Annotated in this window: 13 protein-coding genes; 8 read left to right on the top strand and 5 right to left on the bottom strand. The window is 39.9% G+C overall.

What is annotated here, in order from left to right; translation table 11 throughout:
* Positions 1–134: 134 nt before the first annotated feature.
* Genes I8748_RS29275 through I8748_RS29265 form a run of 3 tightly spaced genes read left to right on the top strand, consistent with a single transcriptional unit; the run spans position 135 to position 2650 of the window.
* Positions 135–542, top strand: coding sequence for a hypothetical protein (locus I8748_RS29275; protein WP_198128003.1), 408 nt, complete (start codon positions 135–137; stop codon positions 540–542).
* A 4-nt stretch (positions 543–546) separates the two neighbouring features.
* Entirely contained in the window at positions 547–1812 is a 1266-nt protein-coding gene (locus I8748_RS29270; protein ID WP_198128002.1) for a glutamate-5-semialdehyde dehydrogenase, read from the top strand.
* Positions 1813–1825: 13 nt separating this feature from the next.
* The gene (locus I8748_RS29265) at positions 1826–2650 is read left to right on the top strand and encodes a HEAT repeat domain-containing protein (protein WP_198128001.1); all 825 of its coding nucleotides are present in this window, start codon (positions 1826–1828) and stop codon (positions 2648–2650) included.
* A gap of 46 nt (positions 2651–2696) precedes the next feature.
* On the opposite strand, the gene I8748_RS29260 is transcribed toward I8748_RS29265, so the two are convergent.
* The 4 genes from I8748_RS29260 to I8748_RS29245 form a co-directional block, all read right to left on the bottom strand.
* Complete coding sequence (locus I8748_RS29260; protein ID WP_198128000.1) at positions 2697–3251, bottom strand: Uma2 family endonuclease; 555 nt, start codon at positions 3249–3251, stop codon at positions 2697–2699.
* Positions 3252–3456: 205 nt separating this feature from the next.
* Entirely contained in the window at positions 3457–4527 is a 1071-nt protein-coding gene (locus I8748_RS29255; protein WP_198127999.1) for a fatty acid desaturase, read from the bottom strand.
* Between the two features lie 220 nt (positions 4528–4747).
* Positions 4748–5815, bottom strand: a complete 1068-nt coding sequence (locus I8748_RS29250) for a fatty acid desaturase (protein ID WP_198127998.1) — start codon at positions 5813–5815, stop codon at positions 4748–4750.
* 201 nt (positions 5816–6016) lie between these two features.
* The gene (locus I8748_RS29245) at positions 6017–6835 is read right to left on the bottom strand and encodes an acyl-CoA desaturase (protein WP_198127997.1); all 819 of its coding nucleotides are present in this window, start codon (positions 6833–6835) and stop codon (positions 6017–6019) included.
* Between the two features lie 85 nt (positions 6836–6920).
* Here I8748_RS29245 and I8748_RS29240 point away from each other — a divergent pair, with 85 nt between their 5' ends.
* Both I8748_RS29240 and I8748_RS29235 read left to right on the top strand, forming a co-directional pair.
* Positions 6921–8153: a methionine gamma-lyase family protein gene (locus I8748_RS29240; RefSeq protein WP_198127996.1), complete on the top strand. Its 1233-nt coding sequence runs from the start codon at positions 6921–6923 to the stop codon at positions 8151–8153.
* Between the two features lie 162 nt (positions 8154–8315).
* A complete protein-coding gene (locus I8748_RS29235) occupies positions 8316–8609 on the top strand; it encodes a GxxExxY protein (RefSeq protein WP_318781295.1) in 294 nt (97 codons plus the stop codon).
* A 58-nt stretch (positions 8610–8667) separates the two neighbouring features.
* On the opposite strand, the gene I8748_RS29230 is transcribed toward I8748_RS29235, so the two are convergent.
* Complete coding sequence (locus tag I8748_RS29230) at positions 8668–9861, bottom strand: Coenzyme F420 hydrogenase/dehydrogenase, beta subunit C-terminal domain (RefSeq protein ID WP_198127995.1); 1194 nt, start codon at positions 9859–9861, stop codon at positions 8668–8670.
* A 286-nt stretch (positions 9862–10147) separates the two neighbouring features.
* Between I8748_RS29230 and I8748_RS29225 the strand changes: the two genes are divergently transcribed.
* Genes I8748_RS29225 through I8748_RS29215 form a run of 3 tightly spaced genes read left to right on the top strand, consistent with a single transcriptional unit; the run spans position 10148 to position 12780 of the window.
* Positions 10148–11587 (top strand): MBOAT family O-acyltransferase, encoded by a 1440-nt coding sequence (locus tag I8748_RS29225; protein ID WP_214662799.1) that lies wholly within the window; start codon positions 10148–10150, stop codon positions 11585–11587.
* Positions 11562–12503 carry a hypothetical protein gene (locus tag I8748_RS29220; RefSeq protein ID WP_198127993.1) on the top strand — a complete coding sequence of 314 codons (942 nt, stop codon included), beginning with the start codon at positions 11562–11564 and terminating at the stop codon, positions 12501–12503. The genes I8748_RS29225 and I8748_RS29220 overlap by 26 nt, the downstream gene beginning before the upstream one ends.
* A gap of 49 nt (positions 12504–12552) precedes the next feature.
* A complete protein-coding gene (locus I8748_RS29215; RefSeq protein WP_198127992.1) occupies positions 12553–12780 on the top strand; it encodes a PspA/IM30 family protein in 228 nt (75 codons plus the stop codon).
* The last annotated feature ends 396 nt before the right edge of the window (positions 12781–13176 follow it).

The raw sequence follows: 13176 nt of genomic DNA, 5'->3' as shown, positions 1-13176 counted from the left end.
GACTGTTTACACTGACAGTCAACAATCAACAACTCAAAGCAGGATAATTTCTTTGTTGGAGTTCCCCAAGGCATTTACCAAGGGAGTGTATTCTTCCAGCTTATTAAAAACACGCTCAAGTTATTAGAACGCTTGTGCAATCTCAAAAACCCGAAAAAATCGACTTTAACACGGAATATCCCTGTCCCTGCCGTCGCAAGGGACGTTTAATTCCCATTACCCTGACAGAAGCATTTGGTTGCGATCGCTGTCAGCAAATCTTTGTAGTAGAAGATAATGGTCATGTCTTAGAACAGCTTTCTACGACCTATCCCTACAAGCGTGCTTGGCGCTGGACGGGAAATAGTTGGCATGTTGTCCATCCCCGGTTAGGAGAAAGCTATTTACCGATAGCATTGGGCATTATTTTCGTGCTAGTAATCATATGGTTACCACTAGCATTGCGATTGGCAAATGGTTCAAGTATTATTGCTTGGGCAATGGTAGCGGTGCTGTTGGCCATTCTGCCAGCACTTATGGTCTGGCTTACCTACAGACGTTAATCCCATGACTGTTGAAGCTTTGGATGATTACCCCGAACCAATTACCAGCGCTAAACGCGCTTATCAAGCTTCCCTCAAGTTGGGGTGCACAAAGGGGGCAGACCGCAGTCGCGCTGTGCTGGCAATGGCAAAGGCCATAGAACACTCATTTGATGACATTCTAGAAGCTAACACTTTGGATCTAGAAGCCAGCAAAGAAATGGCAGTGCCAGAGTTAATCTTAGACTGGCTGAAGCTAACACCCAAACGGCTAGAGAATACAGTAGAAATTCTCCAACGCTTGGGGGAACTATCAGATCCACTGCGGCGCATCAGAAACGCTGACTATCAAATAGAGGACTCCCAGAGTTACACTCAGTTAATGCCTTTGGGAGTCATTGGATTTATTTATGAAGCGTTTCCTGATTTAGGAGCGATCGCCGCAGGTTTTTGTATTAAAACTGGTAACAGTATAATTCTCAAAGGTGGTGCTGAAGCTAGCCATTCTAACGAAGCGATCGCTGTTGTACTGCAAAACGCCATTGCGGAGGTTGGTCTACCACCAGGTAGTTTAGAATTAATTCCCGCAGAACATGGTGCTTCAATTCGGGATTTAATTACCCAAGACGAGTACGTGAATTTAGTCATTCCCTATGCGCGTTCCAGCTTGGTGCAGCAAGTAATGCGACAAGCAACTTGTCCAGTCTTAAAGTCAGCGATGGGCAACTGCTATCTCTACTGGTCGCTCAATGCCAGCTTAGATATGGTACGTTGGATGATTATTGATAGTCATCAAAGCCAACCAGACCCAGTTAACGCCATTGAAAAGGTATTAATTCATCGTCAAGCTTTACCATCATCTTTAACTGTTCTGTGGAACAGTTTAAAGGAGAAAGGTTTTGAAATTAGAGGTGATGCGGAACTAGTAGAGGCTTTTCCCCAGTTGCATCTAGCTAAAGAGGGCGAATGGGGAAGCGCTTATTTAACCAAGACAGTAGCATTTAAATTGGTAGATAGCTTAGAAACTGCGATCGCTTGGATTAATCAATACAGCAGCGGTCATGCTGACTGTATCGTCACGGAATCATATCAGGAAAGTCGGCAGTTTGCTCTGGGAGTTAACAGCGCTTCCACCTACATCAACGCCTCCCCGCGTTTTTCCCGCAACCCTTCGCGGGGAGATTCGGTATTTTTGGGCATGTCTAACCAAAAAGGACATCGCCGAGGATTTATTAGTTTGGAAACTTTGACTACTGTAAAGCATATTGTGCAAGGGAATGGGCGATTTTAGTCATTAATAAAAAATGCTAGAGACTAAAATTCTTAACTATCTTAACTACTTAGGTGATTCAGAGTACATGGCTGAGGTTGTTACATCACCTGGTGCAGTTGATACTCTAATTAAGTTACTTGAAAGCCAAGATGAGATAATTGTTGGGGATGCTTGCCTTTTTATTACAGATTTTGTTCTGAGTTGTTCCCGAAATGACGTATGTAAACTATCTTGGGAAACCAATTTAGGGTCAGCTATCATTCCAGAACTAGAGCATTTAGTGTTTGCAAATAATCATTTTATTCGTAAACAAGTCATTTATACGCTAGGAAAAATATGCAGCTATAACAGTGTACCTGTTCTACTTCATGCATTCCACCAGTTCCGAGATCAAGACCCAATTTTATTGCCAAGACTTATAGGAGAGTTATTTTGGCTGGGGGTAGATAATCGTTGTGATGTAATTGAGAGTATGATATTTAGCGCTCAGTATATCACTCGATGGTCTGTCCTGGAGACTTTGCATCAATTTATTTATGATTCCCAATTGGAAGATGCAAATTTTTTAATTAGATACAAATTTTGTGAAAAGCTTCGTCAAGATTCCAATTTGCTTGTGAGAGCGCAAGCAGAGTATGAATTTAATTTTTTAGATTTGAATAAAAGAAGATTTCAAGAAAATATGTGTAAATCTGACTATAGAAAACAAAAGAAAATTTTAGATAAATCTCAACCATTTTTATGTTTTTCTCAAATTGCAAATAGCTTTACTAATTATATGCATAATCAAAATTTATCTACATATATTATTCAGGAGTTAGAAAATTTTATTGAGGAAAAACATCAAAATTTATAAAAAATTTTAGACATACAAACTTATGTGTATATATTAGCACCTGAAATCACTCAAACACAGGCGGCCATAGTTCAGAAATTGCAACTTCCCAACCAGGGAATAATTCATTAATAGTTAACTTATCTTCACCTGTTAACACTTCTAATTCACCATTTGGGCGATATACACTCACAGTCAAATTATCTGGATTAATTAATAATCCTACCTTTGCCCCTAATTCCAAAAATAGCTTGATTTTATCTTCCAATTTAGAAAATCTGTCTGTTTTCGACTTTATTTCTACTACTAAATCTGGTACTAACTCGGCAAAATCTCTCACAGTACGCTTTAGTCTTTCCGCCGCCACAAAAGAAACATCTGGGGCGCGTAAATCTGTGTTTGGCATTATAAATCCACCACTTGAGTCAAATATCCGCCCAATCTTACGAGGATTTACCCAAAGTTTTAATAAATATATTAACTGAGCGCCAATTTCACTAGACTCGATATCCGATGGCCCCATAAGTAAAATATTTCCATTTTGCAGTTCTATCTGGTAGTCCTGCTGTTCATCTTCTAGCTTTTGCTGTAGTCTTTCTACATCTTGAACAGTTAGGCTCATAAAACTTTTTAGATATAGTTAATTGTTACTCAGGGACTTCCAACTAAGCAAATATCCTTCTGTTCGCAGTCATCAGTCAAAAATTTTAAGCGGGATAATTTACTTTTTGGAGCTCTGTAACAATTATAAACCTCAAAACCATACAAAAAAATCCACCGAGGTGGACTTTTTTGTATAGCCAGTAACTTATAGTTTGAGGTATAAATTACTTAAGAAGATTAGATGTATAGTAAACCTTCCCGCCCTCATCTGGTACAAAATGGCAGCTAATAGCAGAACGCCATAAAGACTTCCAAATAGGTTCATCAGATTTATGGAAATATTCACCCATCACAGGTTTAATTGCCTCAGTTGCCTTCAACAAATTGTAGTGAGGAATGTTGAGGAAGATATGGTGAGCAACATGAGTACCAATATCATGATGGATGTGATTGATCAAACCGTAATCGCGGTCAATGCTGGAAATTGCACCTTTGAGGAAAGTCCAATCGTCTCCACGATACCAGGGAATATCAGGCTCGGTGTGATGTAAAAATGTTACCAAATCCAGCCAAATCACAAACACAATATAGGGTGCGGCGTAGTACTTTAACAACCACATCCAACCCCATTGATAGGTAAGGAAACCCAGCAAAGCTACCATACCTATCCAGAGTGTAGTGCTGGTAATGATATCCCATTTTTCTGAAGGTTTGAAAAGTTGGCTATTAGGTGAAAAGTGGGAACCTTGCTTCCTAGGAGAACGCTTAAACAAATATATGGGATAAGCTAATAAGAAAAGATAAAATCGAACTGTCTTTTCTGGTAATCCCATCTGCTTATAGTGCGATTCCGGCACAGGATACCAGCTTTCATCATTATCGATATTGCCAGTATTTTTGTGATGGGTTCTGTGGCTAATGCGCCAACCATGATAAGGAACTAGTATTGGTGTGTGAGAAAGATGCCCAATCAAATCATTGAGCCATTTATGCTTAGAAAAAGATTGATGTCCGCAGTCATGTCCGACTACAAACAAAGCCCAAAACATTGTCCCTTGCATTAACCAGAAAATCGGCCAGAAAAACCAAGAATCCAGGTAATGAGCCACTGCATAAAGCAGTCCAATAATCAGAATGTCACGAAAAAAGTAATATAAGGATTTTGTCACATTGGGCTGAAAACATTCAGCAGGTATTGCAGCTTTTAAATCCTGAAGAGTAAAGGGCAGTTTAGTCTGATCCTCAGATACTTCATCAGCATCAGGATGATTGAAAGTGGCGGTATTTGATTGCACTGGATTCTTTGATTGAATAGAAAACTGGACTTTGTTTGAGGCAATATCATGCTTACCTCTGCGATGTCTATCAAATTAGCGATCGCGCTTCATGCAAGAAAACAACCTCTGGCAATTTCCTCACAATAATAGTTAGTAAAGAATTGCCAGAATTTATTTCATTCACAACATGATAAAGCCTTATTGTTGCTTCATCAACAAAAAGTTTGCCACAGTAAAATTACTTAGAAGCAAGGGAACGATCTGCGTAATATTCGTTAAAAGATTTATAGCCAACATCAGTCTTATACAGTTGACATTGGTCTACAATCTGCTTCATTAAAGACCAAGAAAACTGGCATTCATTATGCAGATAAGGCTGCCAATTTTCCTTGATACTACTGTAAGCTAACCGCAGATTATAGGAAGGAATAGCAGTAGAAATGTGATGTGGGACATGAACATTGATATCGTGGCACAGGAATTCTACCCAGCGGGGATAATCACAATGGATAGTTCCAAATAGCTGTGCTAAAGCTTCGTTCCACTTATTCGCCGCCACAAAAGGCACATCTGAAGCAGTGTGGTGAACAATGGTAAAGGTACTCATCCAAAAATGGTAAACCAGCCAGGGGATGAACCAAAACTTGACAAATCCCCAAATACCAGTTGTAGCGATGAGAACAGGAAAAGCGATCGCTGCGAATATTACTACCACAGCCACAGAAAGCTTAACGCCTGATTGTTCTTTAGTTTTGAACTTCCGCCAATCGAAATGCACAACAGCCCAATGCCCAACTGAACCTATCCACCAGAGGCGTTTACGCATGAACAACTCAAAAGCAGACTGTCTGCGTTTACCCCAACTTTCAAAAACTTCTGGTCGAATGGGATGCCAAGCATTGTCCTCATCCAGTTTGTTGGTATGAGTATGGTGATGATTATGCTTAATGCGCCAGCTGTGAAACGGATAAATCAAGGGCATCATGAACAAATGCCCCACCAAATCATTTACCCAACGACGTTTGGCAAATGAACGGTGTCCGCAATCATGACCAATTACAAAAAAACCTGTTAAAGCAGTGCCCGTAAAAATCCAAGCTATGGGCAAGAGGAACCAAGGAGTGATTGTCAGGCTGTAATAGCCCAAGGCAACCATCAAAACACTGACTAGCGCTTGCGTCCAAGCTTTGCGACGGTTTTGTTGAAAACATTCCCGTGGCAAAGTTTTGATAATATCTTTTAGCCTCAGGTCGGAATTACCTAGGTCATCACCTAGTTTCTGGCTGTTAATTATTGATGTAGTCATGAAAACCTGAAAAACAACAAACTCCTCCACCAAGTCACCAAAAAAAGCGACTTACCGCAAAGTTTCTTAATATTTAATGAACATCAGCGTCTCGGATTATAGCAACCTAACTTACCCAAGCGCACCAGTAGTCAACAGGCAATCGTCAATAGTCAAGAGTCCAAACTGATGACCATTGACTATTGACTATTGATCATTGACTTATTGCTTTGTGGGAGCAAGTTTCACATTAGTCGCTAGACCAAGTACTTGCAACAATTGAATTGTCATCCAAGTTAAATCAATTTCCCACCATTCCAGCCCATGACGAGCTGAATATTGATAAGCATGATGGTTATTGTGCCAGCCTTCACCGAAAACTAGTATGGCTACCCACCAGCAATTAGTGGATCGATCACCAGCATCATGGCTGTGATAACCGAATTTATGAGTAGCGCTGTTCACCAACCAAGTGCAGTGGTAAACCCAGATCAGGCGAACAAAAATGCCCCATACCACGAACGACCAGCCACCCACAAGCAATAGTAATAAACCTAGAGCGACTTGGATTAAAATGAAATATTTTTCTAAAAACTGATAAACTGGGTCTTCGGCAATGTCTTTGGTAAAGCGGGGAACGTCAGCGTGAGCCGGACATTTATGAATTAGCCAACCCATGTGACTCCACCAGAAGCCTTTATTGGAATCATGGGGATCAGGGTCAGTATCAGAATGTAAATGATGAATGCGATGTGTCCCTACCCACTCAATTGGCCCTCCTTGACACGCGAGTGTCCCGAAAAAGACCAGAAGATATTCCAGCCACTTCGGAGTCTGAAAACTGCGGTGAGTCACAAGGCGGTGAAATCCCAGGGTAATGCCTAAACCACCTGTCACCCAGTAAAGTAAGAAAGCCACACCGACTGCACTCCAGCTAAAGTTACCAGGAACAAGAGCAAACAAAGCGCCGATGTGCAGTCCAACGAAAAATAGGGTGTTGACCCAATTGATTTGAGGTTTTGTTGAGGTAGCAATTGTCATGCAATAACCTGATTTGAAATTGTTCGGCCTAATCTGCGCGATTGAAAAATCCGCATATCTTAATGTTTTTTTGATTGAGGAACTAATGAACAGCTTGGAACAGCTGCGGCAAGCAGAACAGGCACTGTTAGAAATTTTTTCTGGAATTGACGCTCAGGTCAAGCATAATTTAGAACGAGTGCTGAATGCCTTTCGTAATCACCGTGTTGGGGCGCACCACTTTGCTAGTGTCAGTGGTTACGGTCACGATGATTTAGGACGAGAAACTTTAGATCAAGTTTTTGCCCAAGTGATGGATGCCGAAGCAGCGGCAGTGCGAGTGCAGTTTGTTTCAGGGACTCACGCGATCGCCTGTGCCTTGTTTGGGGTGCTGCGTCCTGGAGATGAGATGTTAGCAGTAGTTGGTTCTCCCTACGATACGCTCGAAGAAGTCATTGGTTTACGGGGTCAAGGTCAAGGTTCCCTTATCGAGTTTGGCATAAATTACCGTCAATTGGAGCTAACCCCAGAAGGAACCATAGATTGGCAAGCCTTAAGTAATAGTGTGGCAGATAACACGCGTTTAGTGTTAATTCAACGTTCTTGTGGCTATTCTTGGCGTCCTAGTTTATCAATTGCCGACATTGAAAAAATCATCCATCTAGTTAAACAACAAAACCCCAACACCATTTGTTTTGTTGACAATTGCTACGGCGAATTCATTGAAACCAAAGAACCTACTACTGTTGGTGCTGATTTAATGGCCGGGTCACTGATTAAAAATCCTGGTGGCACCATTGTTAGTGCTGGCGGTTACGTTGCTGGTCGCGCTGAGTTGGTGGAAGCCGCTGCTTGTCGCCTTACCGCTCCTGGTATTGGTAGTGCTGGTGGTGCTACTTTTGACCAAAATCGCCTGCTCTTCCAAGGTTTATTTTTGGCACCACAGATGGTAGGAGAGGCGATGAAGGGGACATATCTGACTGGTTATGTATTTGACAAACTGGGTTATCCAGTCAATCCCGCACCTCTTGCTCCCCGTGGCGATGTGATTCAGGCAATTAAGCTTGGTTCTGCCCAAAAGCTGATTGCCTTCTGTAAAGCCATACAACAGCATTCTCCCATCGGTTCCTACCTAGACCCTGTTCCCGATGAAATGCCAGGGTACGAGAGCCAAGTAGTCATGGCTGGGGGGACATTTATTGAGGGCAGTACTTTGGAATTGTCGGCTGATGGGCCTTTACGTGAGCCTTATGTGGTTTATTGTCAAGGGGGGACTCACTGGACTCATGTTGCGATCGCTTTGCAGGCGGCGATAGAAGCTGTGGGAGAGGCTGGATGATGGTGATATAGAAAACATGGGTTAAGATTGTCTCACGCAAAGGCGCAAAGACGCAAAGAAGCAAAGAAGAAGATGTGGATGAATGAGAATGAGGTCGCAAAGGTGATTGTTGATGCTGCATACAAGGTTCATACGAAGTTGGGGCCAGGGCTTTTATAATCTGTGTATGAAGCGGTTTTAGCTTATGAGTTGGAAAGGCGAGGACTGCGGGTAGTACGGCAGCAGCCTATTGCAGTAGTTTACGAGAATGTACGTTTGGAGGAAGGCTTCCGAGCAGATTTGATTGTTGAAGATCAGGTAATTGTCGAACTAAAATCTGTGGAAGCAATTCATCCAGTACACAAGAAGCAACTACTGACATACCTTCGCCTCACTAACAAGCGCCTAGGCTTGCTAATTAACTTTGGCGTCTTGCTCATCAAAGACGGCATCTCGCGGGTTGTAAATGGTTTATAGCCATCTCAAGCAAAGACACAAAAAATTCTTTTGCGTCTTTGCGTCTTTGCGTGAGACATTACTCCGGTAACTTATACTGCCCAACGATCCGCTTAGCATACTCCGGCACATGGGTCTCTAATTTCTCTGGATGATTCCGCTTCACGTAAAGGTAATTCCGCGTAAAGTGAGAATCAATAGAAAACCGCGCATATTCTAAACCCTTAGGCCCAATTCTCTCAATCACCACCCCCATCAATTTTGCTGCCCACATGGGTAGAGTCACAGCTTTATCATAAGCAGGTATACTTTGTTGCACGGCTTCTTTACGATTTCCTTGGGACATGACTGGCTGGGTGTCTAACTGGTCTTTCACCAAGTCGAGCATTTCTTTACCTGTATCATTCCTAACTACAATCCATTGCCAGCCAAAGGGTGCGCCCATGTAACCGACGACTAAATCGGCGAGGGAGTTGACGTAATCAAAGCAACTCATGCATGAAGGGGCAAAGACATCTTTAAGTTTATTGGTTTTCAAGCCAAAGAAAGGTACTGTTTCTGTTGAGCCATCTGCATGTTTGAAGTGAACCCGGAAGTCTTGCATGAACTCATAATGCACGACTGTATCAGGCGATCGGCTGGTGGTTTCTAAGAATTTTTGCAGTCCGGCGCGGGTGACGTTATCTACGCAAGGTGTACCTAAAACGTATAGCTTTTCTAAGCCAAGTTGTTTTTCTACGGCTCTTAGTGCTTGGATTTGGCAACCGACACCAATTACTAATAGTCGTTTCATCCCCGATTGTTCTACCTGTTCCAAGATGGAAAGGTTGGGGGAAAGTGTTGGCTTATTGACCCGCGCTGCTAGTATTTCTTCTGGAGTGCGGGCAATGATGGGCATGGGTTGAAAGCGGTCTTCTTTGGTGTTTTGTACGCAGACAACGCCTTCGACTATGCCGCGATTGAGCATTTCAATGGCAAGGCTGCTCACAATACCTGTCCATTGTGCGCCTTCGATGGGCTGCTGTTTCCGCGCCGCCATCATGTCTTGATGAACACCAAAGTAGAGTTCATCGGGGTTGTCGAGGTGGCGCGATCGCTTGTGGGTTTGTTCTTCAAGTTCGCCTATCTGCTGATTGATAAAAGCACAGGCTTCCTTGACATAGTGAATATAATATGTATCGCAAAGTCCACACTCGCTACAAAGTTCTTTAGCAGGGCGACGACTAGTAGGTTTGAGGGCTTTGGCTTTTTTGTGAGGAGAAACCGAGGTCATGTTAAGCGCTATTTGTTAACTAAAAAAATAACATAGCCTAAGACTGTACTTTACACAAAATTCACAATTAAATGATATCAGCAAATGCTAAGAAATGTATAGTCGTTTTTCTTTACAGAGTAATTCTACAAAATTCTGATTACACATAGGTGAACTCTGGATTAGTTTCATAATCCAGATAAAGCCAGGATTGACTATATCTTTGAGAAAATAACAAATAATCAATATGCTGTTCAATAGCTCAACATTTGTCATCTTCTTCTTTTTAACTTTTTTTGTTTATTACGTGTCATTATTTCGGAACATACAGGTTCTAATTTTAGTAGTCACTAGTTTTATTTTTTATGCTTGGACTTCTCCTTGGTTGCTCAATCTACTTCTTATATCCATTATTATCAATTCGATTAGTAGTTACCAAGTCACTAAGTTCAATACTAGAAATCAGCGTCTATTATGGGCTGCTGGAGGTGTAATAGTTAATTTAGGAATTCTGGCATTATTTAAGTATGGATCACTACTTACACATCTATTTATTGATAATTTTAATATATCTACATCAACTAATTCAATTTTAGATATACTTTTACATTTACCATTACCAATAGGTATTTCTTTCTATACTTTTGAAGGCATTAGCCTTTTAATAGATGTTTTGAAACAAAAAGAAAATACTAGCAATGAAACTACAGTACAAAAGACCATTTACTCTAATTATAAATTAATAGATTATTTACTTAATACGTCATTTTTTATTACTTTTTTCCCCCATTTAATTGCTGGGCCTATTTTGAAGGCAAATGAAGTTTATCCACAAATTAGCCCTAAATACTTTAAAGATATTCCTTGGAATATTGTTTTTTCTTCACTAACTACCGGTTACTTCTTGAAGATGGTAGTAGCTGATAACTTGAAAGACTACACATTTTGGATAACTTATCCCTACTTCTTGGATACAGGAACAATCACTAATTTATTTTTGCTTTTCGGTTATTCGATGCAAATCTTTGCGGATTTTGCTGGTTATTCTCTAATCGCTATTGGTCTAGCTGCTGCTTTGGGATACACGTTGCCACAAAACTTCAATTACCCCTATATTTCTTGCTCCATTGCTGAATTCTGGCGGCGTTGGCATATTTCGTTATCGACTTGGCTAAGAGATTATCTATATTTTCCTCTTGGAGGTAATAGAAAGGGTAAAGTTAGAACATATTTTAATTTGTTGATTGTTATGACGTTGGGTGGATTATGGCATGGAGCTGCCTGGAGTTATGCTATTTGGGGTATTTTTCATGGATTAGGCCTAGTAATAGAACGCCTTTTAGGTTTACACGAAAAACCTAAAAAAAATCAGCAATATGCAAAACCTATCTGGCAACAGTTATTTAGAGATTTTATCCGTGTATTTGCTGTGTTTACTTTTGTATCATTGGGATGGCTTTTATTTAAATTACCTGAATTTGATCAGGCAGTCAGTTTTATGATCAGTTTATTCTCCAACTCTCAGGTTAAACCCAAGTTCAGTTTGATATTGCCAGTTATAATTTTTTCTTTACCAGTTATTATTTATCATATTCCTCATTTTCCTACAATTACTAATGCTAATAATTTGAGAATTAAAGAAAATGGAATAATATCCATAATTAAAGAATGGATATTAGTAATCATGTTAATAATGATTATTTTAAATAGTGGTGGTTCAAATGAGTTTATTTACTTCCAATTCTAAAAATTATCAATCCTCGTTTAAATCTAACGGGATTTATATATTACGTCCAATTATTGTTGCTATTGTTGTATTAGCCGTATATCAAATATTGATTTGGTGCAATTTTCTAACTCCCCATGAAGGAATTGCTCAACAGGAAAGTAATCTAATTAGAGCAGAAAGATATTTTTACGGTGACGAAGCAAAGACAAAATTTGTTGTAGTTGGTAGTTCTATGATTGCTAATATTCCGGTTAATGACATTGGTTCCAATCTATTTAACTTAGGTATACGCGGAGATTCTTCTGTAACAGGGTTAGAGCTAGTTAAACTTAGGAAGACAAAGCCAAGTTTAGTACTAGTAGAATTGAACGGAACTATTTCTAGAAAAATGAATGCGGATCTCATAAAATCTTTTTCATATCCAGTATCATACTTGAGTCGTCTTTACTTTTCAATGTTTCGAGCAGAATATAGACCAATCAGTATTTTTGTAACTAAATTAAAAAAAATTAAGGGTGATGATAATGAAACTGTAAATGTACAACAAAAAACTATTCAATCAGAATTGGAGAAAAATATTGTAAAAAGAGCAGTACAAACAAATAGCAAGTTATTAAACCAAGAAGAAATAGATTCCTTAATAAAAGGTGCTAATTTTATACAGAATCAAATATCAGAAATTAGGAAAGGTAGTATAAAAGTTGTTTTATTTGATGTACCAAGGGAACAAGAGGTTATTGAGAGTCCCAGAGAGAAGCAAATCCAGCAACTAATAAGAAATCTTTTTCCTAAAAATAATTATGAGTGGTTACCTGATTCATTAAAAACAGATTGGGTAACAGGCGATGGAGTTCACCTGAAAAGTAGTGATGCTGTAAAATATGCTGAGTTTTTACAAGAAACTCTGCAAAAAAAAGGTTATTTATCTAATTAGTTTTCAGTTGATAATTTACCTGCTTACATTTTATATATTTGTTGGCAGTATGGGAATAGTAGCACCAAAAATTGGTCTGGCGTTTGGCGTTGGTACAGTACCTATAGTAGGAGTTGGTGCAGTGGTTGGACTCGCCGCTTATGGTATTGTCAAGCTATTAAACAAATCTGAAAATGCCGAAACACCAGTAAAAGTTTTTCAGCGAATGGAAGAGAAAATCTTAGAGATGGATGCCTATTCAGCAGCAATGATGGAATTAAATGCATTGCTCATCTGACAGCAAATTACTCTTTCTCTGTCTTTCTCTGTGTCGCGCCAGTTGCTTCAACGGGGGGAAACCCCCGCAACGCACTGGCTTCTCTGCGCCTCTATGGTTCGTTCCTCTTCAAATCTCTACAACTACCAGAGAACCCTAAACACGATCGCACTCAAATTATTGCTAACTTGAGCAATCTTACTTGTTACGCGTCAATAGGATAAAATATCACTCCTTGGAGTATTGACAAGTTAAAAAAGTTTTAATTTATTTCTGTTGCAGAAATTTACAAAAGGTTATAGATTATTAAGCAATAGGGGAATAATTTAGTTTTTAGCCTCAACAACTAAATACTAGTAAATAAATATACTAGCATCAGTCTCAGCTTTACGAAAGCTTTGAACAGTGCAAAGATAG

Source organism: Amazonocrinis nigriterrae CENA67 (genome assembly GCF_016056305.1).
In the GTDB taxonomy this organism is placed as follows: Bacteria; Cyanobacteriota; Cyanobacteriia; order Cyanobacteriales; family Nostocaceae; genus Amazonocrinis; species Amazonocrinis nigriterrae.
Note: the sequence above shows the minus strand (reverse complement) of the source record. Positions and strands in the feature narration are given on the sequence as shown.

Coding starts and splice junctions, on each gene's coding strand:
- I8748_RS29230 (WP_198127995.1), bottom strand. CDS start 9,861: ATGACCTCGGTTTCTCCTCACAAAAAAGCCAAAGCCCTCAAACCTACT.
- I8748_RS29215 (WP_198127992.1), top strand. CDS start 12,553: ATGGGAATAGTAGCACCAAAAATTGGTCTGGCGTTTGGCGTTGGTACA.
- I8748_RS29240 (WP_198127996.1), top strand. CDS start 6,921: ATGAACAGCTTGGAACAGCTGCGGCAAGCAGAACAGGCACTGTTAGAA.
- I8748_RS29270 (WP_198128002.1), top strand. CDS start 547: ATGACTGTTGAAGCTTTGGATGATTACCCCGAACCAATTACCAGCGCT.
- I8748_RS29250 (WP_198127998.1), bottom strand. CDS start 5,815: ATGACTACATCAATAATTAACAGCCAGAAACTAGGTGATGACCTAGGT.
- I8748_RS29265 (WP_198128001.1), top strand. CDS start 1,826: ATGCTAGAGACTAAAATTCTTAACTATCTTAACTACTTAGGTGATTCA.
- I8748_RS29260 (WP_198128000.1), bottom strand. CDS start 3,251: ATGAGCCTAACTGTTCAAGATGTAGAAAGACTACAGCAAAAGCTAGAA.
- I8748_RS29220 (WP_198127993.1), top strand. CDS start 11,562: ATGAGTTTATTTACTTCCAATTCTAAAAATTATCAATCCTCGTTTAAA.
- I8748_RS29245 (WP_198127997.1), bottom strand. CDS start 6,835: ATGACAATTGCTACCTCAACAAAACCTCAAATCAATTGGGTCAACACC.